Source organism: Kitasatospora cineracea (assembly GCF_003751605.1).
Taxonomy (GTDB): Bacteria; Actinomycetota; Actinomycetes; order Streptomycetales; family Streptomycetaceae; genus Kitasatospora; species Kitasatospora cineracea.
The window spans coordinates 4,835,377-4,856,553 of the sequence record NZ_RJVJ01000001.1 but is presented as its reverse complement, the minus strand read 5'-3'; the positions used below and the strand labels follow the sequence as shown (position 1 = coordinate 4,856,553).

21 protein-coding genes are annotated in these 21,177 nt (G+C 75.2%); 12 read left to right on the top strand and 9 right to left on the bottom strand.

What is annotated here, in order from left to right; translation table 11 throughout:
• Positions 1 to 2: 2 nt before the first annotated feature.
• The 4 genes from EDD39_RS22025 to EDD39_RS22005 all read right to left on the bottom strand — a co-directional run bounded on the left by EDD39_RS22025 (position 3) and on the right by EDD39_RS22005 (position 6,048).
• Positions 3 to 3,854, bottom strand: a complete 3,852-nt coding sequence (locus EDD39_RS22025; RefSeq protein WP_123560732.1) for a HAMP domain-containing protein — start codon at positions 3,852 to 3,854, stop codon at positions 3 to 5.
• A 189-nt stretch (positions 3,855 to 4,043) separates the two neighbouring features.
• Positions 4,044 to 4,568, bottom strand: a complete 525-nt coding sequence (locus EDD39_RS39720; RefSeq protein ID WP_162870079.1) for an ATP-binding protein — start codon at positions 4,566 to 4,568, stop codon at positions 4,044 to 4,046.
• Positions 4,568 to 5,035 (bottom strand): STAS domain-containing protein, encoded by a 468-nt coding sequence (locus EDD39_RS22010; RefSeq protein ID WP_123558545.1) that lies wholly within the window; start codon positions 5,033 to 5,035, stop codon positions 4,568 to 4,570. Before EDD39_RS22010 ends, EDD39_RS39720 begins: the two co-directional genes overlap by 1 nt.
• An 83-nt stretch (positions 5,036 to 5,118) precedes the next feature.
• Entirely contained in the window at positions 5,119 to 6,048 is a 930-nt protein-coding gene (locus EDD39_RS22005) for a SigB/SigF/SigG family RNA polymerase sigma factor (protein ID WP_244256905.1), read from the bottom strand.
• Between the two features lie 344 nt (positions 6,049 to 6,392).
• On the opposite strand from EDD39_RS22005, the gene EDD39_RS22000 reads away from it, so the two are divergent.
• From EDD39_RS22000 to EDD39_RS21990, 3 genes are all read left to right on the top strand, one after another.
• Positions 6,393 to 6,716 carry a plasmid stabilization protein gene (locus EDD39_RS22000; RefSeq protein ID WP_123558543.1) on the top strand — a complete coding sequence of 108 codons (324 nt, stop codon included), beginning with the start codon at positions 6,393 to 6,395 and terminating at the stop codon, positions 6,714 to 6,716.
• 5 nt (positions 6,717 to 6,721) lie between these two features.
• A complete protein-coding gene (locus tag EDD39_RS21995; RefSeq protein ID WP_123558541.1) occupies positions 6,722 to 7,018 on the top strand; it encodes a hypothetical protein in 297 nt (98 codons plus the stop codon).
• Between the two features lie 217 nt (positions 7,019 to 7,235).
• Positions 7,236 to 7,697 carry a hypothetical protein gene (locus tag EDD39_RS21990; protein ID WP_123558539.1) on the top strand — a complete coding sequence of 154 codons (462 nt, stop codon included), beginning with the start codon at positions 7,236 to 7,238 and terminating at the stop codon, positions 7,695 to 7,697.
• Positions 7,698 to 7,740: 43 nt separating this feature from the next.
• Here EDD39_RS21990 and EDD39_RS21985 read toward each other — a convergent pair whose 3' ends face one another.
• The gene (locus EDD39_RS21985; protein WP_123558536.1) at positions 7,741 to 8,370 is read right to left on the bottom strand and encodes a TetR/AcrR family transcriptional regulator; all 630 of its coding nucleotides are present in this window, start codon (positions 8,368 to 8,370) and stop codon (positions 7,741 to 7,743) included.
• A 136-nt stretch (positions 8,371 to 8,506) separates the two neighbouring features.
• On the opposite strand from EDD39_RS21985, the gene EDD39_RS21980 reads away from it, so the two are divergent.
• The 3 genes from EDD39_RS21980 to EDD39_RS21970 all read left to right on the top strand — a co-directional run bounded on the left by EDD39_RS21980 (position 8,507) and on the right by EDD39_RS21970 (position 10,824).
• The gene (locus EDD39_RS21980; protein ID WP_123558534.1) at positions 8,507 to 9,007 is read left to right on the top strand and encodes a DUF4345 domain-containing protein; all 501 of its coding nucleotides are present in this window, start codon (positions 8,507 to 8,509) and stop codon (positions 9,005 to 9,007) included.
• Positions 9,008 to 9,036: 29 nt separating this feature from the next.
• The gene (locus EDD39_RS21975) at positions 9,037 to 10,302 is read left to right on the top strand and encodes an acyl-CoA thioesterase/bile acid-CoA:amino acid N-acyltransferase family protein (protein WP_123558532.1); all 1,266 of its coding nucleotides are present in this window, start codon (positions 9,037 to 9,039) and stop codon (positions 10,300 to 10,302) included.
• Between the two features lie 96 nt (positions 10,303 to 10,398).
• Positions 10,399 to 10,824: a hypothetical protein gene (locus EDD39_RS21970; protein WP_148089492.1), complete on the top strand. Its 426-nt coding sequence runs from the start codon at positions 10,399 to 10,401 to the stop codon at positions 10,822 to 10,824.
• Between the two features lie 52 nt (positions 10,825 to 10,876).
• Here EDD39_RS21970 and EDD39_RS21965 read toward each other — a convergent pair whose 3' ends face one another.
• Together EDD39_RS21965 and EDD39_RS21960 are read right to left on the bottom strand one after the other, a co-directional pair.
• Positions 10,877 to 11,236, bottom strand: coding sequence for a hypothetical protein (locus tag EDD39_RS21965; protein WP_208765558.1), 360 nt, complete (start codon positions 11,234 to 11,236; stop codon positions 10,877 to 10,879).
• Between the two features lie 152 nt (positions 11,237 to 11,388).
• Positions 11,389 to 11,898 carry a DUF4188 domain-containing protein gene (locus EDD39_RS21960; protein WP_123558528.1) on the bottom strand — a complete coding sequence of 170 codons (510 nt, stop codon included), beginning with the start codon at positions 11,896 to 11,898 and terminating at the stop codon, positions 11,389 to 11,391.
• A 97-nt stretch (positions 11,899 to 11,995) separates the two neighbouring features.
• Here EDD39_RS21960 and EDD39_RS21955 point away from each other — a divergent pair, with 97 nt between their 5' ends.
• The gene (locus tag EDD39_RS21955) at positions 11,996 to 12,679 is read left to right on the top strand and encodes a MerR family transcriptional regulator (RefSeq protein WP_123558526.1); all 684 of its coding nucleotides are present in this window, start codon (positions 11,996 to 11,998) and stop codon (positions 12,677 to 12,679) included.
• Between the two features lie 64 nt (positions 12,680 to 12,743).
• Here the strand turns inward: EDD39_RS21955 and EDD39_RS21950 are convergent, their stop codons facing one another.
• Complete coding sequence (locus EDD39_RS21950; protein WP_123558524.1) at positions 12,744 to 13,502, bottom strand: SDR family oxidoreductase; 759 nt, start codon at positions 13,500 to 13,502, stop codon at positions 12,744 to 12,746.
• Positions 13,503 to 13,598: 96 nt separating this feature from the next.
• On the opposite strand from EDD39_RS21950, the gene EDD39_RS21945 reads away from it, so the two are divergent.
• Positions 13,599 to 14,480, top strand: a complete 882-nt coding sequence (locus EDD39_RS21945; protein ID WP_123560726.1) for a LysR family transcriptional regulator — start codon at positions 13,599 to 13,601, stop codon at positions 14,478 to 14,480.
• Positions 14,481 to 14,550: 70 nt separating this feature from the next.
• On the opposite strand, the gene EDD39_RS21940 is transcribed toward EDD39_RS21945, so the two are convergent.
• Positions 14,551 to 15,588 carry an NAD-dependent epimerase/dehydratase family protein gene (locus EDD39_RS21940; RefSeq protein WP_244256904.1) on the bottom strand — a complete coding sequence of 346 codons (1,038 nt, stop codon included), beginning with the start codon at positions 15,586 to 15,588 and terminating at the stop codon, positions 14,551 to 14,553.
• Between the two features lie 408 nt (positions 15,589 to 15,996).
• On the opposite strand from EDD39_RS21940, the gene EDD39_RS21935 reads away from it, so the two are divergent.
• From EDD39_RS21935 to EDD39_RS21920, 4 genes are all read left to right on the top strand, one after another.
• A complete protein-coding gene (locus EDD39_RS21935) occupies positions 15,997 to 16,377 on the top strand; it encodes a VOC family protein (protein WP_123558522.1) in 381 nt (126 codons plus the stop codon).
• 158 nt (positions 16,378 to 16,535) lie between these two features.
• A complete protein-coding gene (locus tag EDD39_RS21930) occupies positions 16,536 to 18,329 on the top strand; it encodes a thiamine pyrophosphate-requiring protein (protein WP_123558520.1) in 1,794 nt (597 codons plus the stop codon).
• Positions 18,326 to 18,787, top strand: coding sequence for a hypothetical protein (locus EDD39_RS21925; RefSeq protein ID WP_244256902.1), 462 nt, complete (start codon positions 18,326 to 18,328; stop codon positions 18,785 to 18,787). The genes EDD39_RS21930 and EDD39_RS21925 overlap by 4 nt, the downstream gene beginning before the upstream one ends.
• Positions 18,784 to 21,168, top strand: coding sequence for a GMC family oxidoreductase (locus EDD39_RS21920; RefSeq protein WP_123558518.1), 2,385 nt, complete (start codon positions 18,784 to 18,786; stop codon positions 21,166 to 21,168). Before EDD39_RS21925 ends, EDD39_RS21920 begins: the two co-directional genes overlap by 4 nt.
• Positions 21,169 to 21,177: the final 9 nt, after the last annotated feature.

The window sequence follows — 21,177 nt, the reverse complement described above, 5'->3', positions numbered from 1 at the left end:
GGTCAACTCTCCACCCAGCGTTGCACGGTGGCGATCAGTTCGGCGGCGTCGACGGGTTTGGTGAGGTGGTCGTCGGCGCCGGCGGCGAGGCTGCGGGCGCGGTCGTCGGGCATCGCCTTGGCGGTGACGGCGACGATCGGGACGGTGGCCCGGTCGGTGCCCTCGCGGATGGCGGCGGTGGCGGCGTAGCCGTCGAGTTCGGGCATCATCAGGTCCATCAGCACCAGGTCGGTCTCGGGGTGGGCGCGCAGCAGGGCGATGCCGGTGCGGCCGTTGGCGGCGTGCAGGGCGGTGGCGCCCTCGAGTTCGAGGGCGGTGCTGAGGGCGTAGACGTTGCGCGGGTCGTCGTCGATGACCAGGACGGTGCGTCCGGCGAGCCGTCCGCCCCGGGTGCCGGTACCGGTACCGCTGCCGGGTGCGGTGTCGGGCGGTGCGGGGGCGATCGCCGCGGCGATGCGGGCGCGCAGTTCGTCCAGGCCGGTGGCGACGTCGAGCCGCTCGGCGGCCGGGGCGGGCGGTTCGGCGCCGCCGGTGTGGCCGAGGACGGGGACGGGGTCGGCGCGCTGTTCGAGGGCGGCGAGCAGGGTGCGGGCGCCGTCGGCGGGCAGGCCGAGGTCGAGGACGACCAGGTCGTGCGGGGCCCGGTCGAGGGCGGCGAGGGCGCTGTCGGGGTCGCCGGCACTGTCGACGGTGGTGGCGGGGTCGCGGCCGGTGACGCCGCTGCGGGCGAGCAGGGTGAGCAGTCCGGGCGGGTCGGGTTCGACCACCAGGATCCGGTGCGCCGGGCCCGTGCCGCCCCCGGTCCGCTGCTCGGCCGTCCCCTCCGCCTCGGGGTCGGGGTAGGCGGCGGGCAGCAGCAGGGTGAAGCAACTGCCTTCGCCGGGAACGGATTCGGCGCTGACGGCGCCGCCGAGCAGCCGGGCGAGTTCGCGGCTGATCGACAGTCCGAGGCCGGTGCCGCCGTACTTGCGGCTGGTGGTGCCGTCGGCCTGCTGGAAGGCGCCGAAGATGGATTCCAGGTGGTCGGCGCCGATGCCGATCCCGGAGTCCTGGACCCGGAACGCGACGGCCTCCAAGTCTCGTCCTTCGGTGGGGAGTTCGCCGGTCCGGGCGGGTTCGACGGCGAGTTCGACGAAGCCCCGGTCGGTGAACTTGACCGCGTTGGAGAGCAGGTTGCGCAGGATCTGCCGCAGCCGGGCCTGGTCGGTGTGCAGCTGTTCGGGGGTGCCGGGGGCGGTGGTGATCCGGAAGTCGAGGCCCTTCTCGGCGGCGAGCGGGCGGAAGGTGGTGTCCACGTAGTCGAGGAGTTCGCGCAGCCCGAACGGTTCGACGGTGACGTCGAGTTTGCCCGCCTCGACCTTCGACAGGTCGAGGATGTCGTTGATCAGCTGGAGCAGGTCGGAGCCGGCCGAGCGGATCACCTCGGCGTACTCGACCTGTTTGCCGGTGAGGTTGCCCTCGGCGTTCTGGGCGAGCAGCTGGGCCAGGATCAGCAGGCTGTTGAGCGGGGTGCGCAGTTCGTGGCTCATGTTGGCCAGGAACTCGGACTTGTACATCGAGGTGCGGGTCAACTGGCGGGCGCGTTCCTCCAGTTCGCGGCGGGCCTGTTCGATCTGGAGGTTCTTCGCCTCGATGTCGCGGTTCTGCTCGGCCAGCAGTTCGGCCTTCTCGCCGAGTTCCGCGTTGGAGCGCCGCAGCTCCTCCTGTCCGTCGACCAACTGCTCGGAGCGGGCCCGCAGTTCGGAGGTCAGGCGGCGGGACTCGCGGAGCAGTTCGTCGGTCCGGGCGTTGGCCAGCAGGGTGGCCAGGGTGGTGCCGATGGCCTGGGCCAGGCGCTCCAGGAAGTCCCGGTGCAGGTCGGTGAAGTGGTGCAGGGTGGCGACCTCCAGCACGCCGAGCAGCCGGTCCTCCATGGTGATCGGCTGGATCAGCAGTTCGCGGGGGGAGGCGGAGCCCAGGCCGGAGCCGATCTCGGCGTAGCCGGGCGGGAGTTCGCCGACCGCGATGGGGCGGCGGCTGCGCCCGGCCTGGCCGACCAGCGACTCGCCGAGGCCGAAGCCGTGCGGGGCGTCCGGGCCGTGGTGGCCGTAGGCGGCGGCGCGGACCAGCACGGTGCCACCCTCGGTCTCCTCGGCCAGGTAGCAGGTGCCGTACTGGGCGCCCAGCAGCGGGCACAGCTCGTCGACCAGCAGTTCGGCCACGGCCGCCGGTTCGCGCCGGCCCTGGATGAGGGAGGTGAGCCGGGCCAGGTGGGTCTTGAGCCAGTCCTGTTCGTGGTTGGCCCGGGTGGTCTCGCGCAGTGACTCCACCATGACGTTGACGTTGTCCTTGAGGTCGGCGACCTCGCCGGAGGCGTCCACGGTGACCGAGCGGGTCAGGTCGCCGGCGGTGACGGCGCTGGTCACCTCGGCGATCGCCCGGACCTGCCGGGTGAGGTTCCCGGCGAGTTCGTTGACGTTCTCGGTCAGGCGCTTCCAGGTGCCGGAGACGCCCTCCACCTCGGCCTGCCCGCCGAGCCGTCCCTCGGTGCCGACCTCGCGGGCCACCCGGGTGACCTCGGCGGCGAACGAACTCAGCTGCTCCACCATCGTGTTGACGGTGTTCTTCAGCTCCAGGATCTCGCCCCGGGCGTCCACGTCGATCTTCCGGGTCAGGTCGCCGCGGGCCACCGCCGTGGTCACCTGCGCGATGTTGCGGACCTGCGAAGTCAGGTTGTGCGCCATGAAGTTGACGCTGTCGGTGAGGTCCTTCCAGGTGCCCGCGACGTTCGGGACCCGGGCCTGCCCGCCGAGCGTGCCGTCGGTGCCGACCTCCCGGGCGACCCGGGTGACCTCGGCGGCGAACGCCGACAGGGTGTCCACCATGGTGTTCAACGCCCCGGCCAGCGCGGCGACTTCGCCCTCCGATTCGACGGTGACGCGCTGCGACAGGTCGCCGCGGGCCACCGCGGTGGCGACCTGGGCGATCGAGCGGACCTGGCCGGTCAGGTTGGAGGCCATCACGTTGACGTTGTCGGTCAGGTCGCGCCACGTCCCGGAGACGCCCCGGACATCCGCCTGCCCGCCCAGGATGCCCTCGGTGCCGACCTCGCGGGCGACGCGCGTGACCTCGCCCGCGAACGAACCCAGCTGCTCCACCATCGTGTTGACGGTGCTCTTCAGCTCCAGGATCTCGCCGCGCGCCACCACGTCGGCCTTCCGGGTCAGGTCGCCGCGGGCCACCGCCGTGGCGACCTGGGCGATCGAGCGGACCTGCGCGGTCAGGTTGCCCGCCATGAAGTTGACGCTGTCGGTCAGGTCCCGCCACGTCCCGGAGACGCCCCGGACGTCCGCCTGGCCGCCCAGGATGCCCTCGGTGCCGACCTCGCGGGCGACGCGGGTGACCTCGGCGGCGAACGAACTCAGCTGCTCCACCATCGTGTTGATGGTGTCCTTCAGCTCCAGGATCTCGCCCCGGGCGTCCACGTCGATCTTCCGGGTCAGGTCGCCGCGGGCCACCGCCGTGGTCACCTGCGCGATGTTGCGGACCTGCGAGGTGAGGTTGCCGGCCATCGCGTTCACCGAGTCGGCCAGTTCCCGCCACGCCCCCCGCGCCTGCGGCACCTCCGCCTGGCCGCCCAGCATGCCCTCGGTGCCGACCTCGCGGGCCACCCGGGTCACCTCGGCGTTCAGCCGGGCCAGCCGCTCCGCCATGTCGTTGTACACCTCGGAGATCTCGCCCAGCACACCCGGCGCGTCCGGCAGCCGCAGCGTGAGGTCGCCGTCCCGGACGGCGGTCAGCCCGGCCAGCAGGCGGCGCAGCGCGGCGCCGTCGGTCCCGGTGGCGGCGCCGGGTCCGGCGGGGACGACGGACACCTCGGGGGCGCGGCCGCGGGGGTTCTCCACCCTGGTGTGCTCCGCCCTCCCGCCCGGCTCGTCGGGGTGCGGCGGGTGCAGCCGTCCGGGATCGGGTGTGCTGCCCACGCGACCATCACCTCGGCTCCGAGAACGCGGCACGGCCCGGGGGGCGGGCCGCTCCTTGTCTCCACTGTGGCACTTCCGCGTTCAGGGTTCCGCCGGAGGACGGACGATCTCCAGCCACACCGTCTTGCCGCCGCCCTCGACCGGTTCGCTGCCCCAGGCGGCGGACAGCCGGTCGACCACCAGCAGCCCGTGGCCGCCGGGCCGGGCGGCCTCCCGGTGCAGGCTCAGCGTGGGCGGGCGGTCGTCGGCGTCCCGGACCTCGACCCGCAGCAGCGGTCCGTGCCTGGTCAGTTCCAGTGCGTAGGGGCCGGCCGCGTGCTGGCAGGCGTTGGTCACCAGTTCGCTGGTCATCAGCAGCACGTCCTCGGCCGCGGTCCGGGTCCGGTCGTCCGCTCCGGGCAGCCACCCCCAGGCCCGCAGCGCGCTGCGGGTGAACTCCCGGCTCCTGGCCACCGCCCCGGGCGCGGTGGCCAGCGGCAGGCAGCGCCGCTCCGCCCTGCCCGGGGCCGGCCGGTCGACGGGGCCCGCCGAGTCCGCGGGGTCCTTGGGGTCCGTGGAGCCCCTCGGTCCCGCCGGGTCCGCCGGGTCCGCGGGGCGCGCCGCCATCACGGCCCCCCGGGCGTACCGGCAGGGCCGGGAGGCGTACCGGGCGCGTCGTCCGCCCCGCCGGGTGGCCCCGCCGGTGGGGCGGGTGGCGCCGTGAGCGCGTCCTCGACGGTGGGGCGGAGGTCGAGCACCTCGTCCGCGCCGGTGATCTCCAGCAGGCGGAGGAACGCCGTCCCGGGCGCGGCCAGCAGCAGCGGCAGGCCGACCCGCCGGGCGGCGGCGTGGGCGCGCAGCAGCAGGTTGAGGCCGGTGGAGTCGCAGAACTCGAGGCCGCCGCAGTCCACCACCAGTCGGCCGGGCGGGTCGGCGACGGCGCGTTCGAGGACTTCGCGCAGCGGCTCGACGCTGTCGTGGTCGAGTTCGCCCTCGGGCCGCACCACCAGCGCGTCGGGCGGGTGGCGCAGCGCGACGGTGAGCGGGGTGGCGGTGAGCGGGCCGACGGGGTCCGCTCCCGGCTGTGCGTCCACGGTTCGCACACCTCCTGGCGTTCGGCGTCGGCTCGTCGCCCCTGGGGCGGTCACCTGTGGGCGGCTACCCAGCGGCCCGCGGCTCAATCGGACCCGCCGCGCCGGGCGCCCCGTCCGCTCTCCTCGTCCGGGCCGCCGGCCGCGCCCTCGACCTGGGCGCGCAGCCCGGCGAGGGTGGAGGAGAGGATCCGGGAGACGTGCATCTGGGAGACGCCGATCTCGGTGGCGATCTCGCTCTGGGTGAGGCCGCCCCAGAACCGCAGCAGCAGCACGGTGCGTTCCCGTTCGGGCAGCCGGCTGATGAACGGCTTGGCCATCACCCGGAATTCGGCGACCTCGAGTTCGGGGTCGCAGCTGCCGAGCCGGTTGATCAGGGCACTGCCGGTGTCGTCGGATTCGTCGTCGCGCAGCGAGTCGAGCGAGTCGCAGCGGCACAGCCGGCCGGCGTCGACCCCTTCGGCGGCCTGCTCCTCGGTGACCTGCAGTTCCTCGGCGATCTCGGCGGTGTCGGGCAGCCGGCCGAGGGCCTGTTCGAGCCGGTCGGAGGCGTGGGCGGCCGCCAGGTAGCGCTCCTGCACGCTGCGCGGGACGCGCAGCGGCCACGAGGTGTCGCGGAAGAACCGCTTGATCTCGCCGGAGACGGTGGGGATCGCGTACGTGACGAACTCGACGCCGCGTTGCGGGTCGAAGCCGTCGACGGCCTTGATCAGTCCGACGGTGCCGACCTGGATGATGTCGTCGAGTTCCTCGGGGCGGTGCCGGAACCGGGCGGCGACGAACCGCACCAGCGGCATGTTGAGTTCGATCAGGGTGCCCCGGACGTAGCTGTGGGCGGGGTCCTCGGGCGGCAGCTCGGCCAGCCGGACGAACAGCGCGTCGCTGAGCCGGCGGGCCTCGTACTTGCCCATGGCCCGCATCTCCCGGCGGGTGGGCCGGTGCATCGGGTCGACCTCGTCCGCCCCGGGGGCGGAGGAGGGCGCGGGGGCACTGCGCAGAGTGGTCGTGGTGGTCACGGGGAGTCATCTCCGGGGACGGCGGGACCCGCCTGGCGCCGGAACGGCGGTGTGCCGGGCTCCGGGCGGTGGATGCCCCGTCCGGGACTCGGTGGGCCGCACGACGGCGCGGCGGGCGGAGAACCGTGGAACCCGGCTTCTTCAGGCGACGGCTCCCAGCTCACGGCTCGCATGCCGTGATGGGACGGACCCCTTCGGGTCGGCCGCGTCGGGCGGTGCGCGCTCGGCGTGGCGCCCTCACTCATACCCCGTTCGCCGAGGACGAACCCGATTCACCCGGTTCGGCTGCCTTCATCCGGGTATGCGCGCCGGGAGACCCGTCCGGCGACGAAAGGAGTCCCACCATGCCCGCCGGATCGAGCCCCAAGCGGGAGCGCCAGTACGAGCACATCAAGGAGAGCCAGCTGGAGCACGGGACGAGCGAGAAGCGCGCCGAGGAGATCGCCGCCCGCACCGTGAACAAGGAACGCGCCCGGCACGGCGAGAGCCGCACCGCGAGCCGCAGCTCCACCCACGACGCCTCTTCCGGGCACCGGGGCGGCAAGCGCTCGCACCGCGGGGCCCAGGGCCCGACGTACGACCAGCTGTACAACGAGGCGCGGCAGCGCGGCATCGAGGGGCGTTCGAAGATGAACAAGAGCCAGCTCGCGCACGCTCTGGGGCGGTGACGCCGATGACCACCACGGCCCCCGCAGCGCCCACGGCCCCCGCGGCCCTCCCGGCCTTCGCGGACACCATCCCGATGCCCACCGACCCGGACGTCCGGCCGCCCGACCCGCCCGACGTCCCGCCCCGGCCGACCGACCCGCAGCCCCCGAACCCGGGCCCGCCGGGGCCCGGCCGACCCGACCCCGCCCCGGACCCCGAACCGCCCGGGCAGCCCCACCCGGAGCCGCCGGACCGCCACGGCCCCCCGTTCCGGCCCGAACCGCACCCCGAGCCCACCCCGCAGCCGCAGCCGGTCCCGTAGCCACGAGCGTCCCCCGCGCGCCGCGGCGACCGGCCCGGCCCCGTCGAGCCGAACGAATCCCGGCCCCGTTGAGCCGAACGGATGACGCCCGCTCCGGGCGGCGGCCCGGTGCCCGACCCGCCGGGGCCGGGCACCGCCAGCGTCCTGCGGGATCGGCCGGGCCCGGCCCGGGGCGGACCCGGGACCGGAGGGACCCGGCGGCGGACGGGAGCGGCGGGTGCGGTGGGCGGCGGTGGCGGAGGCGGCCCTGCGGTGGGCCGTGCTGTGCGGCCTGTACACGGTGCTGATCTCGACCGTCGCCGTCCCGGCCCTGCTGCTCGCCGGCTGCCTCGTGGTCGGCCTGGTGCCCGCCGTCGGGCGCCCGATCGCGGCCGCGGCGGCCCGGTTCACCGACCGCTCCGGGTACCTCGGCGCCGTCCTGGACGGTGCGGCCGCCCCGCCGCTGCCCGCTCCCCCGGCCGACCGGACGGGCTCCGGCATCCTGCTCGGCCTGCTCTCCACCGCGCTGGCCGCGGCCCTCGCCGCCACCGCGCTGCACCGCCCGTTGCCCGCCCCCGCCTGGGGCCGGCACGCCGTCCGGGCGCTGCGCCGCCTGCACTCCGGGCTGCTGGGCGACTACGTCACCTGGCTGCTGGTCGGCCTGGCCGGGCTGCTCGCCGCGGTCGCCGCCCTGTCCTGACCCGATGCGCGGGCCGTCCGAGAGCGCCGGGCGGGCCGTCCGGCTACGAGCCGTCCCAGGAGCCGTCCCACCCGGGGGCCGGGTCGACCGGCAGCAGCGGGCGCAGGGCGCCGAGCACCGCGCCGATGCAGACGTCGCGCAACTCGGAGCGGCTGCAGGTCGGTTCGGTGAGCCAGTCGACGCAGAGCACCTGGACGAACACCAGCCAGCTCTTCAGCACGGTCGAGACGGTGGCGCGGGCGTCCTCGCCCGCCAGCGGGAGGACGGCCAGCAGGCGGGTGCGCAGCGCGTCCAGCTCCTCCGCCATGATCGTCTGCACCACGGGGTCGCCCGCCAGGACCCGGTTGGCGGCGAGTACGGCGTGGCGGTTGGCCACGAAGTAGTCGAGGTGCGCGTCCAGCCCCTGGGCGAGCTGCTGCACCAGGGTCGCCGCCGGGTCGAGGCGGGTGGCGGCGAGCAGCCGGTCGGCGGCCTGCCGGTAGACGGCGGCGAACAGTTCGTGCTTGCCCGGGAAGTGCCGGTAGAGCAGGGCCCGCGAGACGCCGGCCCGCTCGGCGACCTCCTCCATCAACACCGCCTCGTACGGGTGCGCGGCGAACAACTCCGCTCCTACGGCGAGCAGTTGGGCCCGCCGCTGGTCGGGGGTGAGGCGGCGGCGCGGGGCGGTCGACATGCCCCGATCCTACTGGACGCGTGTCTACTTGACAGGCTCCGGTCCGCGCGCCCACCCTGGAGCCGCACCCGCTAGTAGACACGTGTCAACCGGACCGCCCCGGGTGGGCGGCACAGTGGAGTGGAGTTGACGGGCGATGGCCAGAACACTGCGGTTCCTCTCGTACGCGATGGGCTTCGCCTGCGCGGCCATCGGCCTGCTGCACCTGCTGGCGGGCAACGCGATCGTCCCCGGCGCCACCGACGCCGGGCCCACCGTCGACTCGCTCAACCGCTTCCTCGGCGCGGTCTTCGCGGGCTACGGCCTGGCCTGGCTCTGGACGGCCCGCCAACGCCCGATCCCGCCCGCCCCGGTCCGCGCCCTGGCCGGCCTCTTCCTGCTCGGCGCCCTCGGCCGGATCCTCTCGCTGGCCGTCGCCGGACGCCCGAACTGGTTCCAGCTCGTCCTGCTGGCGATCGAACTGGCCCTCCCCCCGGTCTACTTCGCCCTGGCCTCCGCCGACACCCGGGCAGCCGCCCAGGCCACGCAGGCCGCCCGGGCCACGCAGGCTATGCAGGCAGACCCGGCCGGCACCCCGGACCGGGACCGGCCGGAGCGCCGGGGGGCTGACAGGGCCGCCCGCGGTGCGGTTGAATAATCTTTCTGAAACTTGCAAGGGGTGGGGTCATGGGGGAACGGATCCGGCGCGTGGCGTGCGCCGCGGCGGCGCTCGCCCTGGTCGGCGCGGGGGCGGCCGGGTGCTCGGCGGATCAGGGCGGCCCGGCCGCGATCGAGGTGGACGCGCCGACCGCCCTGGTCGACCAGCCGGTGCACGTGCGGATCACCGGGCTCCGGCCCGGCCAGGAGGTCACCGTCGACTCCCGGGCGGCGGACCGGCAGGGCCTGGACTGGAACGGACGGGCCGACTTCCGCGCCGACGCCCACGGGGCCGTCGCCCTGGACACCGCCGCCCCGCGTTCCGGCACCTACCAGGGGGCGGACGGGATGGGCCTGTTCTGGTCGATGGAGCCCCGGGACGGCGACCCCGAGACCGCCTTCTTCTTCCCGCCGACCTCGGCCGGGCACACCTTCGACGTCACCCTCACCGCCACCGCGCACGGGCGCCCGCCCGTCTCCAGGACGCTGACCCGCGCGTGGTCCGGGCCCGGCGTGACCAGCCGCCAACTCACCCTCGCGGCCGACCGGGTCTCCGGGGAACTGTTCCTCCCCGCCCCCGGCACCCCACGCCACCCGGCGGTCCTGCTCTTCGGCGGCTCGGAGGGCGGCAACGGCGAGACGTCCACCGCGGCACTGCTCGCCTCGCACGGCTACCCGGCGCTGGCTCTCGGCTACTTCGGCCTCCCCGGCCTGCCCGCCACCCTGGAGGACATCCCGCTGGAGTACTTCGCCACCGCGGCCGGCCTGCTGGCCGCCCAGCCGGGCACCGACCCCGACCACCTGCTGGCGCTGGGCTACTCCCGCGGCAGCGAGGCCGCCCTGCTGCTGGCCGACGACTACCCGGGCCTGGTCCACGGCGCGATCGTCTACTCCCCGTCCGCCCAGGTCAACGGCGGTTTCCCGGACCACGGCAGCACCGCCTGGACGAAGGACGGCAAGGACGTCGGCCTGGGCCCGATACCGCTCGACCAGGTCAGCGGCCCGGTCCTGGCCATCGCCGGCGCCGACGACCACCTGTGGTCCTCCCCGCTCTGGGCCCGGCAGATCGCCCAGGAACTCGACACCGACCACGATCCCCACCCGCACCGGGCCCTGGTCCTCCCGGACGCGGGCCACGGCGTCGGCACCTACCCCTACCTCGCCGCCGGCACCCGCCCCACCCACCCGGTGACCGGCCGCCCGACCGACCTCGGCGGCACCCGCGCGGGCAACGCGGCCGCCAAGGCGAAGGGCTGGCCCGAAGTCCTGTCCCTGCTCGCCGGCCTGACCGCCTGACCGCCTGAGCGGCTGAGCGGTCCGGCCCGGCCCGGCCCGGCCCGGCGCGACGTTGTCCTGAAACCGGATGGTGCCCCCTTCCCCGCCCCTGTTGTCATGGATGCCTCAGACGAACTGCACGACTCCAAGGGGGAACAAGTCATGGGCAAGGTGCTCAAGCGCGCCGCCGCGTCCACCGCCGTACTCGTCGCGGCTGCCACCGCCGCCATCGGCGCCGGCAGCGCCCCGGCCTCGGGCAGCGTCGTGATCGCCCTCGGCACCACCTACAGCGCCGGCGTCTACTCGTCGCCCAACGCGGGCTCCGCCAAGGTCGGCGTGCCCGACCTGCACCCGGGCGACTCGGTCGCCGTGAACTGCTGGACCGTCGGCGGCAACGTCGGCACCTTCGGCGACGTCTGGTACCACGCCTTCCAGGAGATCTACGGCGGCGCGCCCTACCAGCAGGTCGGCGGCTGGGTCTTCGCCCCCTACGTCGACGGCGCCGCCGCGTTCCACAACAACGCCATCCCCCGGTGCCCCTGACCCGCACCCGGCCACCCCCGCGCGCCCCCGGCCCCGCCGGGGGCGCGCGGCGTCACTCCGACCCGGCCGCCCGGCCCGCCGCCAGCAGCCGGTTGAGGCGCCGGACCTCCGCGACCAGCCGGGGGACGTCCTGCCGGGCGCTGGCGATGAACGCGGCGTTCTCGTCCCAGCGTTCGTCGACCACGTCGACGTAGCGCGGCTGCTGGACGAGCGTGGCCGCCACGACCTCGTGGTGGTCGAAGTCCGGCCAGCGCTCACCGAGCCCGGTGTCGGGCACCGTGCTGACGGCGACGAGGCACATCGCATGATCGTCGTCGAGCGACCGGACGTACCAGGGCCCGGGGGTGGTGGCCGCGAGGAGCTCCTCGATCCCGGCGAGCTCTTCCTCGGTCAACGGCTCGGGCACGTCCATCCGGTCCTCCGCACAACGCAGCCACCCCGGACCGGGCACAGCAGCTCCAGCGCCCCGTCCGAATCGATGCCGCGAGCGTAGCCACCCGACCCGGCCCGGGGCGACGCCTTTTGGCCCGGGCCCGGTGGCCGGCCGTCGGGCGTGGCGTGGGGTCAGGGCTGTTGCCGGGGGTGTTGCTTGCCGTGGGCGAGGCGGTCGCGGGCGGTGCGGCCGCGGTGTTCGAGGGGGAGGGTGCCGGTGGCTGCGGCGAGGCCGTAGGGGGGCATGTCGCCGTAGATGGCTTCGTGGTTGCCGGGCGGGACGATGTACGTCTCGTGCCAGATGCCCACGTGCTGGCGGGAGTTGCGCTCGAAGCGGTTGATCATCGCCCAGGCGTTGCGGTGCAGTTTGCCGGGGGCGGCGGCGTAGGCGAGCAGTTTCTCCTCGGACTCCCAGTACTGGACGACGTAGTAGGTGCGGGGCGAGCCGGTGAGCAGCTGGTAGCCGAGCAGGCCGCTGTCGGGGTCGCGGGAGAGTTCGCGGAGCATCCGGGGCATGGCGAGGAAGACCGGCAGCCAGTGGTGCGGGGCCCGGAAGTGGTTGATCCGCATGCCGATCAGGAAGAGGACGACCTTGCCGTCGGCTGCGGCGGTGGTCCGGCCGGGTATCGGTTTCGCAGGCATGGTGTCCCCCTCGTCTCCGTCGGGCCGCCCGTGATTGGATAGCCCCACTCACCAAGTGCTTTGGATAGTGGCACTCGTCAACGGAGGGCACAAGGGGATGCGCCTGGCGGATCTCGGCGAGCGGAGCGGCGTCCCGCTCGCCACGGTCAAGTACTACCTGCGCGAGGGGCTGCTCCCGCCCGGCCGCCGGGTCAACGCCACCCAGGCCGAGTACGACGAGTCCCACCTACGGCGGCTGCGGCTGGTGCGGGCGATGATCCAGGTCGGGCGGATCCCGGTGGCCACCGTGCGGGAGGTGCTGGCGCACGTCGACGACGACTCGCTCGGCCTGACCGTGCGGCTCGGCGCGGCGCTCTGGGCCCTGCCGCACCCCGCCGGGGAGGCCCCCGGCGCTCCGGCGGAGGCCGCGGGCCCGTCCCGGGAGGCCGCCGACGACCCGCACCGCGCCGCCGCCGGCCTGCTGGTCGACGAGCTGCTGGCCCGGCTCGGCTGGTCGGCGGCCCGCGAGCTCGGCGCCCTCTCCCCCGCCCACCGCGCCCTGGTCGCCACCCTCGCCACCCTGCACCGCCTCGGCTACCCCCTGGACGCCGACGACCTGCTCCCGTACGCGCGCACCATGGAGCAGGCCGCCGCCCACGACCTGGACCGGATGGAGCAGCTCCCCACCCCCCGGGAGCAGACGGAGTACGCCGTCGCCTCCGCCGCCCTGTTCGAGCCGGTCCTGCTCAACCTGCGGCGCCTGGCCCAGTGCGAGGAGTCCAACCGCCGCTACGGGCTCTGACCGGCAGTTCGCCGCGGGCCAGCCACAGGGCCGGGGCCGGAGCCGGGGCCGGGGCCCGGGCCGGTCACCAGGGGATGACGCCGGCGTCGTCGGAGAACGAGCCGGTCGGGCCGCCGTCGGGCAGGGTGGCGAGCCGGATCGCGGCGGCCGCGCCCTGCGCGGCGGTCCGGGAGCCGTGGAAGCCGGTGAAGTCGGTGGCGACCAGGCCGGGGCAGGCGGCGTTGACCAGGATGCCCGTGCCGGCGAACTGCCGGGCGTAGTGCACGGTGACGGCGTTGAGGAAGGTCTTGGTCGGCGCGTAGGCGGCCATGACCGGGCCGACGTCGGTGCCGGGGTCCGCCTGCAGGGTCAGGGAGCCGACGGTGCTGGAGAGGTTGACGATCCGCGGTGACGCCGAGCGCCGCAGCAGCGGCAGCATCGCGTTGGTGACCCGGATGACGCCGATGACGTTGGTCTCCACGACGGCCCGGACCACGTCGAGGTCGAGCGCGGTCGGGTCCTGCTCCCAGCCCTGACCGGTCGGCGGCCCGGAGATGCCGGCGTTGTTGACCAGCACGTCCAGGCGTCCGGCCTGCCGTTCGACCAGTTCCGCGGCCTCGGCGACGCTCCGGTCGCCGGTCACGTCCAGCGGCACCCCGAACGCGTCGATCCCGGCCTCGCGCAGCTTGCGGACGGCGGCCTCGCGCCGGTCCGCGTCCCGGGCGCCCACGCCCACCCGGTGGCCGAGGGCGCCGAGCCCGGCCGCGATCTCGTACCCGATTCCCTTGTTCGCACCGGTGACCAGCGCGATCCTCGTGGTGTCATTCATGACTGCTTCGCTCATGCCGTCGATCCTCGCCCGCGGACGGGCCGCGCTTCCAACACCGGTACGGTGCCCTGTCATACCCGGCGGGTATCACCGGCGGCGTACGCTGTGGCCGTGGACACCCTGGAGACCCGCGAGTTGAAGTACTTCACGGCCGTGGCCGAGGAACTGCACTTCGGACGTGCCGCCGAGCGCCTCGGCATGGCGCAGCCGCCGCTGTCCCGGGCCATCCAGCAGCTCGAACGGCGGCTCGGCGTACGCCTGTTGGAGCGCAACCGCCGCGGCGTCGCGCTGACCGGCGCCGGGGAGGTGCTGCTGCGCGAGGGCCGCGCGGCCCTCGCCGCGACCGCCGCCGCCGCGCGCCGCACCTCCCGGGCCGGCGGCGCCGGCGGCGCGGGGGGCCGCCGCGACCGCCTGGTGCTGACGGTGAAGGCCGCGGCCTCCCACGAGCTGCTGCGCGGGCTGCTCGACGCCTACGCGGCCGAGCCGGGCGCCGCCGAGGTCGAGGTGCTGCCGAGCGGCACCTGCGAGCAGGAGGACATGCTGCGCGACGGCCGGGCCGACGTGGCGCTGATGCACTCGCCGTACAACTCCCTGGCCGGGTTCGACAGCGAGCAGTTGCTGACCGAGGGCCAGATCGCCGTCCTGCCCGCCCGGCACCCGCTGGCCGCCCGCACGAGCCTGTCCATGGCCGACGTGGGCGACCTCCCCGACCTCCCGCCGGCCCGCTGGCCCCGCCGCGGCACGTACCCGCCCGGCCCGGGGCCCGAGGTCCGCGACCAGACGCAACTGGCCCAACTGATCGCCCTCGGGCGCACCGTGGCCTTCTTCCCGGCCTCCGCCCGGTCCTGGCTGTGGGCCGAGCACGCCGGGGTGCCGCTCATCGACGCGCCGCCAATCGTCACCCACATCGCCTGGCCCCCGCACAGCCGCTCGCCGGCCCTCGCCGCGCTGGTCCGCACCGCCGTGCGGCTGTGCTCCCCGCCGACTCCCTGACCGGGTCAGGCCCTCGCCGCGCCGGTCCGCACCGCCGTGCGGCTGCGCTCCCGCCAACTCCCTCGCCGGGTCAGACCGTTGCGGCCAGCAGGCGCCGCTCGGCCGCCGCGCTGAGCCCCTCCTCGCCGGGGGCGGGGCCGCCGCGGGCGGTGTCCCAGGCGAGCGTGTCGGCGAGGGTCCCGGCGAGCGGACGGAGCGTCAGGCCGGCGGCCAGCGCGCGGGAGGTGTCCACCAGGTTGACGGCCGCGCACTCGGGGGCGCCGATCCACATCGGCACGCCCATCCACGGTTCGGCGCCGGCCCGCAGCAGCGCCTCGGTGCCGACCCAGACCGGTTCCGCCGCCGGGTTCACCAGGGCCCGGCAGGCGGCGAAGAACGCGCCGAACGGCAGCGGGCGGCCGGTGACGTGGTGGACCCCGCTGTGGCGCCCGGCGGCGCACCCGAGGATCCACTGGGCCAGGTCGCGGACGTCGATGAACTGGGCCGGGTCCGCCGGGTCGCCCGGCAGCAGCACCCGGCCGCCCCGCCGGAAGCGCCGGGGCCAGTACGCGAAGCGGTCGGTCGGGTCGTGCGGTCCGACGATCAGGCCGGGGCGGACCACGTCGGCGCGCTCGCCGAACGCGTCCAGCACGATCCGCTCGCAGGCCGCCTTGCGCGCCCCGTACAGCTGGTGCGGCGCCAGGTCGTCGTCCGGGGAGAGCAGTCGGCCGTCCTCGTCCTGCACGGTGGCCTGGTCGGCGAGGACCGACAGCGAGGAGACGAAGACGTACCGCCCCGCCCGCCCGCGGAGGGCGTCGACCGCGCGGCGGACCACCTCGGGGTGGTAGCCCGCGACGTCGACCACCGCGTCCCAGCGGCGCCCGGCGAGCGCGGACAGGTCGGCGGTGCGGTCGCCGAGGACGGTCTCGACGCCCGTCGCGGCGGCGGGGAAGAGCCCGGGCGCGGTCCGGCCGCGGTTGAACAGCGTGACCCGGTGCCCGGCGGCCAGCGCGGCCTCGACCAGGGCGCGGCCGACGAAACGGGTGCCGCCGAGCACGAGCAGGCTCAGCGGAGCGGACGCGCGGGAGGGCGCGCCGGGGGACGTGCGGGAAGCAGTGGTGTCCTGCATGGTGGGTGAACTCCGGAGTGGTGAGGCGTTCCGGACCGCCGGCGGCAGCAGCCCGCTCAGTCGGCGACCCGGTCGGGGACGTGACGGAACCCGCTCCCGGCACCCATAGGACTCACCCTCTCGACAACACGTAGGCGCGGCACCGCCACCGGCACTGCCACGGCATTTCCACGGCAACCGCCGCGCACGGTTCGGACGCGGGCGAAGGTAGCAGAGGACGGCCGCCGCCGTCGACGGCCGGGCCCGGTCGCGGGAGGGGCGACACGCCGGGGTCGGCCGGCGGGAAAATCCGTCGCGTCCGGCCGGGCCCCCGGGTACGGTCGGCGGCGGGTGCGCGCCGGGGCGACCGCCGGGTCCCCGGGTGCGGACGGATCGTCAACTCCCCCTCCCCGGAAGCAGGTTCGGTCGATGGCGTGTCAGATCAGTGAGCTCGTGCTCGAGTGCCGTGAACCCGAGGCGCTGGCCCGGTTCTGGTGCGAGGTGCTGGATTTCGTGGTGGTCGGCCGGGAGGCGGACGGCAGCGTCGAGGTCGGTCCGCGCGAGGGCTTCGGCGGTGCGCGGCCGACGCTGTTCCTGAGCGCCTGCGCCGATCCGGGGCCGGTCGGGGCCCGGCTGCACTTCGACGTCAACCCGACCGACCGCGACCAGGGCGCCGAGCTGGAGCGGCTGCTCGCCCTCGGGGCCCGCCCGGCCGACATCGGGCAGACCGGCGAGGAGCCCTGGCACGTCCTGGCCGACCCGGAGGGCAACGTGTTCTGCCTGCTCAAGGCCCGGATCAGGGAGCTCTGACCGCTCCCCGCCCCACCGTTCCCCCCTCCTCGCCGCCCCCGCCGTGTTTCCGTTCCGGCGGGGGCGGTCAGACGCTCGGCAGTGGTGCCGCCGTGCGCGAAGGCGTGCGGACGCGCAAGCGCGCAGACGCGTGCAGGAGCGAGAAGGAGGGACGTCCCGTGTCCAGGACTGTGGCGGATCAGGTGCTCGCCCGCTTGCGGGAGTGGGGCGTGGAGCAGGTGTTCGGGTACCCGGGGGACGGGATCAACGGGCTGCTGGCGGCGTGGGGACGGGCCGACGACCGGCCCGCGTTCGTGCAGGCCAGGCACGAGGAGATGGCGGCGTTCGAGGCGGTCGGGTTCGCCAAGTTCTCGGGGAAGGTCGGCGTGTGCGCGGCGACCTCCGGCCCGGGCGCGATCCACCTGCTGAACGGGCTGTACGACGCCAAGCTGGACCACGTCCCGGTGGTGGCGATCGTCGGGCAGACCGACCGCAGCGCGATGGGCGGCTCGTACCAGCAGGAGGTGGACCTGCTGAGCCTGTACAAGGACGTGGCCTCGGCGTACTGCCAGATGGTGACCGTCCCGCAGCAGCTGCCGAACGTGCTGGACCGGGCGTTCCGGACGGCCGCGACGTACCGCACCGTGACCGCGGTGATCATTCCGGCGGACGTGCAGGAGCTGCCCGAGCAGGCGCCGGAGCACGCGTTCAAGATGGTGCCGTCCAGCCTGGGCATGCCGCACTCGCACCCCGTGCCGGACGACGGCGAGCTGCTGCGGGCCGCCGAGGTGCTGAACGCGGGCGGCAAGGTGGCGATGCTGGTCGGCCAGGGGGCGCGCGGGGCGCGCCAACAGGTCGAGCAGGTGGCCGAGTTGATGGGCGCGGGGGTGGCGAAGGCGCTGCTCGGCAAGGACGTGCTGCCGGACACCCTGCCGTACGTGACGGGGTCGATCGGGCTGCTGGGCACCCGGCCCTCGTACGAGCTGATGCGGGACTGCGACACGCTGCTGACCGTCGGCTCCAGCTTCCCGTACACCCAGTTCCTGCCGGAGTTCGACCAGGCGCGGGCGGTGCAGATCGACGCCGACCCGTTCATGGTGGGGCTGCGCTACCCGTACGAGGTCAACCTGGTGGGCGACTCGGCGGCGACGCTGGACCGGTTGCTGCCGATGCTGCGCCGCAAGAAGGACCGCAGTTGGCGCAAGCAGGTGGAGAAGAACACCGCGCGCTGGTGGGACGTGATGGAGGAGCGGGCGAAGGTGCCCGCCGACCCGGTGAACCCGGAGTACCTGGTGCACGCGCTGGACGCGCTGCTGCCCGAGAACGCGATCCTGACCGCGGACTCCGGGTCGGCGGCCAACTGGTACGCCCGGCACCTGCGGATGCGCGGCACGATGCGCGGCTCGCTGTCGGGCACGCTGGCGACCATGGGCCCGGGCGTGCCGTACGCGATCGGCGCGAAGTTCGCGCACCCGGACCGGCCGGTGGTGGCGCTGGTCGGCGACGGCGCGATGCAGATGAACGGCCTGGCGGAGCTGGTCACCGTCGCCCGCTACCGGGAGCGCTGGAGCGACCCGCGGCTGGTGGTGTGCGTGCTGAACAACCACGACCTGAACCAGGTCACCTGGGAGATGCGGGCCATGCAGGGCGCGCCGAGCTTCCTGCCCTCGCAGCAGCTGCCGGACGTCCGGTACGCGGACTTCGCCGAGTCGGTGGGCCTGCGCGGGCTGCGGGTCGAGGACCCGGGCAAGGTCCGGGCGGCCTGGGAGTGGGCGCTGGGCGCGGACCGGCCGTGCGTGCTGGACGTGCGCACCGACCCGGCGGTGCCGCCGATCCCGCCGCACGCCGACTGGTCGCAGATCAAGGACGCCGCCGAGTCGGTGCTGCGCGGCGACAGCGACCGGGTGGCCGTGGTCAAGCGCGGGCTGCGGGCCAAGCTGGCCGAGCTGCTGCCGCACCGGAGCAGGTCGTGACCGGGCCGCTGGCGGCGGTGCGGCTGTCCGCGGCGGTGCGGCCGCTCGAAGCCGTCCGCGAGGGCCGGTTCCAGCGCTCGCTGGCCCTGGCCACCGGCGCGGGCTCGGTGGTGGCGGCCGCCGAGATCTACCTGGAGCACGACCGGGCCGGGTTCGGCAACCGGATGATGTGGTGGCCGGTGGTGCTGGGCCCGGTCGGCGCGGCCGCGGGCGTCGCGGGCGCGGTGGACGCCAAGGCGGCCCGGACGCTGCTGCCGCTGGTCTCGGCGGCGATCGCCGCGAACGGGCTGCAGGGGTTCTGGCTGCACGTGCGCGGCGTCGCGCAGAAGCCGGGCGGCTGGCGGATGGCCCGGTTCAACCTGGAGACCGGCCCGCCGGTGTTCGCCCCGCTGCTGCTGGGCATGGTCGGCGGGATGGGCCTGGTCGCGGCGGTGCTGCGGCGCGAGGGCCGGTCGTGAGCGCGGCGGGGCGGCCGGCGCCCGGGGAACGGCCGCCGTACGAGGGCCGGTTCCCCGGCTACGACTCGCTGGCCCGCCGCCCGCACTGGGACCCGGCGACGGCGGCCGTGGTGACGGGCCGGGTGGCGGGCCCGCGCCCGCCGCTGCGGCTGTTCGCGCCCGCCGAGGAGGCCACCGCCCGGGCCCTGCTGGAGCGGCTGCTGGACCACCCGCCGGTCGACCTGCTGCCGATGATCGACGCCCGGCTGGCCGAGCGCGAGACCGACGGCTGGCACTACGCCGACCTGCCGCCCGACGACCGGGCCTGGCCGGAGAGCATGCGGGCGCTGGACGAGGACGCCCGGGCACTGCCCGGCCGCCCCGCCTTCGCCGAGCTGACGGTGCGCCAGCAGGACGGCCTGATCGAGAAGGTGCGCCGGGCGGTGCGCTGGCACGGCTGGCCGGCCGAGCACGTGTGGAGCCTGTGGACGCGCTACGCCTGCACCGCCTACTACAGCCACCCGGCGGCCTGGGACGAGATCGGCTTCGGCGGCCCGGCCTTCCCGTCCGGCTACGCCCGGCTGGGCCTCGGGCGCCGCGAGCCGTGGGAGGTCGCCGACGCGCACCCCGAGCGGCAGCCGGACGCCGACCGGCCCGACCCGCCGCCGCTGCCCGCCGTCACCGACCCCGGGCGGCACGGCGAGGCGAAGGCCGCGCTGGCCACCCTGCGGCAGACCACCCGCCGCCAGCGCGCGGTGCGCCGGCGCAACGCCTCCGCCTGGCTGCTGCCGCGCGACGGCCTGGGCTTCGACCGGCGGCTGGTGGAGCGGATGCGCCGCCACCGGGACGAGGACGAGGTCGACCTGGTGATCGTCGGCTGCGGCGCGGGCGGCACCGTGCTGGCGCAGCGGATGGCCCGGGCGGGCTGGTCGGTGGTGGTGCTGGAGGCGGGCCCGTTCTGGGACCCCTTGCGGGACTGGGTGAGCGACGAGTACGGCTCGCACCAGCTGTACTGGACCGAGCCGCGGGTGCTGTCCGGCTCCGACCCGGTGCCGATGGGGTCGAACAACTCCGGGCGCGGGGTGGGCGGTTCGATGGTGCACTTCGCCGGGTACGCGCCGCGCTTCCACCCGTCCGACTTCGAGACGCACAGCCGGGACGGGGTGGGCGCGGACTGGCCGCTGGCGTACGGCGACCTGCGCGGCTCCTACCAGCGGCTGGAGGCGGAGCTGCCGGTGGCCGGGCAGTACTGGCCGTGGGGCGAGCCGCACGCGTACCCGCACGCGCCGCACCCGGTGGGCGGCAACGGCGAGGTGTTCCTGCGCGGGGCGGCGGCGCTCGGGCTGGAGGCCCGGGTCGGGCCGGTGGCGATCAGCAACGGCCGGTTCGGGCGGCGCCCGCACTGCGTGTACCGGGGGTTCTGCCTCCAGGGCTGCAAGGTCAACGCCAAGGCGTCGCCGCTGATCACCCACCTGCCGGACGCGCTGGCGCACGGCGTGGAGGTCCGCTCCGACGCGATGGTCAGCGCGGTCGAGCTCGGCCCGGACGGCCTGGCGCGCGGCGTGCGCTACCTGCGCGGCGGGCGCGAGCACCTGCAACGGGCCCGGACGGTGGCGGTCGCCGGGTACGCGATCGAGACGCCCCGGCTGCTGCTCAACTCGGCGAACGCGCGCTTCCCGGACGGCCTGTGCAACGACTTCGACCAGGTCGGCCGGTACGTGATGGTGCAGGGCGCGCCGCAGGTCTCGGGCCGCTTCGAGCAGGAGGTGCGGGCGTACAAGGCGCCGCCGCCGGAGGTGTCGACGGAGGCGTTCTACGAGACCGACCCGGCCAAGCCGTACCGGCGCGGGTTCAGCATCCAGACCGTCTCGCCGATGCCGATCACCTGGGCCGAGCACGTGGTCGCCCAGGGCCACTGGGGCGCGAACCTGCGCCACTACCTGTCCGACTACGTGCACTGGGCGACGCTCGGCGGACTGGCCGAGCTGCTGCCGCAGCCCGGCAACCGGGTCACCCTCGCGGAGGAGAAGGACCGGCACGGACTGCCGGTCGCGCACTTCTCCTACTCGCAGTGCGACAACGACCGGCAGCTGATCGCGGCGGCGGGCGACGCCATGAAGGCGATCCTGATCGCGGCGGGCGCCGGCGAGGTGATCACCATCGACCGGTACGCGCACCTGGTGGGCGGCTGCCGGATGGCCGCCCGGCCGGAGGACGGCGTGGTCGACCGGGACCTGCGCTCCTTCGCGGTGCCGAACCTGCTGATCACCGACGGCAGCGTGCTGCCGACCCAGGGCGCCGCCAACCCGGCGCTCACCATCATGGCCCTGGTCGACCGGGCGGCGGGCGTGCTCGCCGCCGGGGCCCGCGCGGGCCTGCGCACCCCGACCCGACGACCGTGAGGTGACCGC

Coding starts and splice junctions, on each gene's coding strand:
- EDD39_RS21935 (WP_123558522.1), top strand. CDS start 15,997: ATGGCGTGTCAGATCAGTGAGCTCGTGCTCGAGTGCCGTGAACCCGAG.
- EDD39_RS21940 (WP_244256904.1), bottom strand. CDS start 15,588: ATGCAGGACACCACTGCTTCCCGCACGTCCCCCGGCGCGCCCTCCCGC.
- EDD39_RS22000 (WP_123558543.1), top strand. CDS start 6,393: ATGCCCGCCGGATCGAGCCCCAAGCGGGAGCGCCAGTACGAGCACATC.
- EDD39_RS21955 (WP_123558526.1), top strand. CDS start 11,996: ATGCGCCTGGCGGATCTCGGCGAGCGGAGCGGCGTCCCGCTCGCCACG.
- EDD39_RS21960 (WP_123558528.1), bottom strand. CDS start 11,898: ATGCCTGCGAAACCGATACCCGGCCGGACCACCGCCGCAGCCGACGGC.
- EDD39_RS39720 (WP_162870079.1), bottom strand. CDS start 4,568: ATGGCGGCGCGCCCCGCGGACCCGGCGGACCCGGCGGGACCGAGGGGC.
- EDD39_RS21965 (WP_208765558.1), bottom strand. CDS start 11,236: ATGGACGTGCCCGAGCCGTTGACCGAGGAAGAGCTCGCCGGGATCGAG.
- EDD39_RS21950 (WP_123558524.1), bottom strand. CDS start 13,502: ATGAGCGAAGCAGTCATGAATGACACCACGAGGATCGCGCTGGTCACC.
- EDD39_RS21970 (WP_148089492.1), top strand. CDS start 10,399: ATGGATGCCTCAGACGAACTGCACGACTCCAAGGGGGAACAAGTCATG.
- EDD39_RS21985 (WP_123558536.1), bottom strand. CDS start 8,370: ATGTCGACCGCCCCGCGCCGCCGCCTCACCCCCGACCAGCGGCGGGCC.
- EDD39_RS21975 (WP_123558532.1), top strand. CDS start 9,037: ATGGGGGAACGGATCCGGCGCGTGGCGTGCGCCGCGGCGGCGCTCGCC.
- EDD39_RS21980 (WP_123558534.1), top strand. CDS start 8,507: ATGGCCAGAACACTGCGGTTCCTCTCGTACGCGATGGGCTTCGCCTGC.
- EDD39_RS21995 (WP_123558541.1), top strand. CDS start 6,722: ATGACCACCACGGCCCCCGCAGCGCCCACGGCCCCCGCGGCCCTCCCG.